We start from the raw sequence: 3,428 nt of genomic DNA on the forward strand, positions 1-3,428 counted from the left end.
CGGAGCGAACGTGATGACGACCTGCGTCGAGTCGCCCATCAAGCCCGATAACTCCAACGTCGTCGTCGCGAACCTGACATTCAAGGACTCCGGCGGCGCCATCGTCGGGACATCCGAGAAGGTCATCCTGAGCGGCCCGACGGTCGAGCTCGGGACCTGGACATACGACTCGGTCGTCGCGGAGGCGCCCGCCGGGACCGACTCCGTCGCGGCCTACATGCTCTTCGTGCAGGACCCCGATGTGCTCGAGGGCGGCGCGGCGTGGCTCGATGATCTGACGCTCACGGAGCTCGACTGGGCCGGGGTGCCCGAAGGCACCGTGGGTCGGCCGACGCTACACCAGAACGTGCCGAACCCGTTCAACCCGAGAACGCCCATCGCCTTCGATCTCCCGACGAGGGGAGAGGTGCGGGTCGTCGTCTACAACGTCGCCGGCCAGCGGGTCGCGACGCTCCACGACGGCGAGCTTGACGCCGGTCCTCACACCATCGAGTGGAACGGGCGGACAAGCGACGGGACGATGGCGGCCTCCGGCACCTACTGGTACCAGCTGAGGACGCCGGCGGGCGAGTCGACGAGGAGCATGATCCTCCTCAAGTAGCGCCGGCGCTGTCGCGAACACGTCGCGACGCACGACAGTAACACCGCGCTGCGCCCGGCTCGCACTGGGCGCAGCGCTTCTCAGGGGACAGAACGCATGACGGAACGGTTCAGACGGTATCTCATTCGCTTCCATCCCGGGTCTGCAGGCGGCCGTGGCGCCGCCGTCGACACGGCCGCCGATACCGACGGGCCGGTGGGGCGGCTGGTACGACTCGAGGGGCAGGAGTACTACCGCATCGCCGGCTTCGACCGCATGGCGCCGTTCCTCATGACCATCGCGAGCGACACCGACCTCTGGATGTTCGTCGCCTCCGGCGGCGGCCTGACGGCCGGCCGGGTCGACTCGGACCACAGCATCTTCCCCTATCAGACCGTCGACAAGCTTCACGACTCTCATCACCACACGGGACCGGTCACGCTCCTGCGCGTCAGGCGGGATGGGAGCGACCCGGTGCTGTGGCAGCCGTTCTTCGAGCCGCACCGCGAACGGAACGGCATCGAGCGGAACCTCTACAAGACGCCGCTCGGCGACCGGGTCGTCTTCGAGGAGGTCAACCACGCGCTCGGCCTGGCGTTCCGCTACAGGTGGGCGGCGAGCGACGAGTTCGGATGGGTGCGGACGGCGACCATCGAGAACATGATGGCGCTCCCCGTCCGCATCGTTCTTCTGGACGGCGTCAGGAACGTCCTTCCGTGGGGTGTTTCGCAGGAGCTTCAGCAGCGCACAAGCAACCTCGTCGACGCCTACAAGCGGACGGAGAACGACCCGGCGACCAACCTCACGACCTTCTCTCTGACCGCCGGCATCATCGATCGGCCGGAGGCCATCGAGGTGCTCCGCGCGAACACCGCGTGGTGTCACGGACTGGTATCGCCGTCGGTCCATCTGGACGCCCGGGCGATCGAGCCCTTCCGCGCGGGGACGAACCCCCCGGCGGACTCCCGTCGGAACGGCGTGCGCGGGAACTACCTGGTGACGTCGGGCGTCGAACTTGACTCCGGGCGTTCGGTCAGCTGGCACATCGTGCTGGATGCCGGACGGGACCAACGCGACGTTTCGCGACTGCGGGCGCGTCTGTCCGAGAGAAACGGTCTCGGCGGCGACATCGAGGCCAGCCTCAAAGCGGCGGGAACGAACCTCCTCCGGAGCGTAGCGAGCGCCGACGGTGTCCAGGCCACCGGCCACCGCGAGGCGACGGCGCACCATCTGGCGAACGTGCTCTTCAACATAATGCGCGGCGGCGTGTTCGCTGAGAACACGCTCGTGCCGGTCGACGATCTCGCGACCTTCCTCGCGACGAGGAACCGCGCGGTCCGCGAGCGTGCCGCGGCGTTCCTCGAGACGCTGCCGGAGAAGGTGGACGTCGAGGAGCTTCTGTCGAGGGCGCACGAGACCGGCGACGCCGACCTGGAACGCCTCTGCTTCGAGTACCTGCCGATCCACTTCGGCCGACGCCACGGGGACCCGAGCAGGCCGTGGAACCGCTTCTCGATCCACGTCCGGAACAGCGACGGCAGCCGTGCTCTTCGGTACGAGGGGAACTGGCGGGACATCTTCCAGAACTGGGAGGCGCTCTGCACCTCGTTCCCGGCGTTTCTGCCGAGTGTCATCGCGAAGTTCGTCAACGCCTCGACGGTCGACGGGTTCAACCCGTACCGCATCACGCGGGAGGGCGTCGAGTGGGAGGTGCCCGAGGAGGACAACCCCTGGAGCCACATCGGCTACTGGGGCGACCATCAGATCATCTATCTTCTGAAACTCCTCGAGGCCCATCGGAACACCCATCCGGGAAAACTTGAGGACCTGCTCGGGCGAGAGATCTTCAGCTACGTGGAGGTTCCCTACCGGTTGCGGCCTTACGAGGAGATTCTCGAGGACCCGTGTGAGACGATCCACTATGACGGCGGGCTCGACGAGGCGATCCACGACCGCGTCCGCGCCATCGGGACGGACGGAAAGCTCGTGCGCGACCCGAGGGGGCACGTGCTCCACGTGTCGCTGCTTGAGAAGCTCGTCGTTCCGATGCTCTCGAAGCTCTCGAACCTGGTTCCCGGCGGCGGGATCTGGCTGAACACGCAGCGGCCGGAGTGGAACGACGCCAACAACGCGCTGGTGGGGAACGGCGTCTCGGTCGTCACCCTGTGCTACCTCAGACGCTATGTCGCCTTCCTCGACGAGCTGCTCACCGGCGTCGGCGGCACGGTACGCTTCAGCGGGCAGGTCGCGCACTGGCTCCGCAGTGTGAACGAGATCATCGAGCGGGAGGCGGGCGGGAGGGTCGCCCGTACCGATGACGAGGCCGGGGCGGCGCGGAAGCGCGTCATGGACGAGCTCGGCACGGCGTTCTCGAGATATCGCGAGTCGGTCTACGGAGACGGACCCGAGGGGCGGACGGATGTTGCCGCGGAGGAGGTACGGAGGCTCTGCTGGGCGGCGCTCGAGGTGATCGACGCGAGCATCCGGTGGAACCGGCGGGAGGACGGACTCTACAACGCCTACGTTCTGCTCGATGTCTCGGCCGACGGAACTGAGGCCACTCTCGAGCCTCTCGACGAGATGCTCGAGGGGCAGGTCGCGGTACTGAGTTCGGGGCTCCTGACGGCGGACGAGTCCGTCGCGATCCTCGAACGGCTCTTCGACAGCGACCTCTACAAGGCCGAGCAGTCGAGCTTTCTGCTCTATCCCGAGAAGCAGCTTCCCGGCTTCATGGAGCGGAACATGATCCCGCCGGAGAGGATCGCAGCGGTGCCGCTTCTCGAGGAACTCGTCCGGAACGGAGACGAGACCATCATCCTGAAGGACGCGGCCGACACGTACCGCTTCA

2 protein-coding genes are annotated in these 3,428 nt (G+C 66.9%); both read left to right on the forward strand.

Features of this window, described 5'->3' with window-relative positions; genetic code table 11:
• Positions 1-13 precede the first annotated feature (13 nt).
• The gene (locus GF405_03530) at positions 14-601 is read left to right on the forward strand and encodes a T9SS type A sorting domain-containing protein (GenBank protein MBD3367234.1); all 588 of its coding nucleotides are present in this window, start codon (positions 14-16) and stop codon (positions 599-601) included.
• A gap of 96 nt (positions 602-697) precedes the next feature.
• Positions 698-3,428: hypothetical protein (locus GF405_03535; GenBank protein MBD3367235.1), on the forward strand; the 2,731-nt coding region annotated here is incomplete at its 3' end.

Source organism: Candidatus Effluviviaceae Genus V sp., from assembly GCA_014728125.1.
Lineage (GTDB): Bacteria > Joyebacterota > Joyebacteria > Joyebacterales > Joyebacteraceae > WJMD01.

What these genes read in the sequence shown, in the direction of transcription:
- GF405_03530 (MBD3367234.1), top strand. Translation starts at nt 14, where the DNA reads ATGACGACCTGCGTCGAGTCGCCCATCAAGCCCGATAACTCCAACGTC.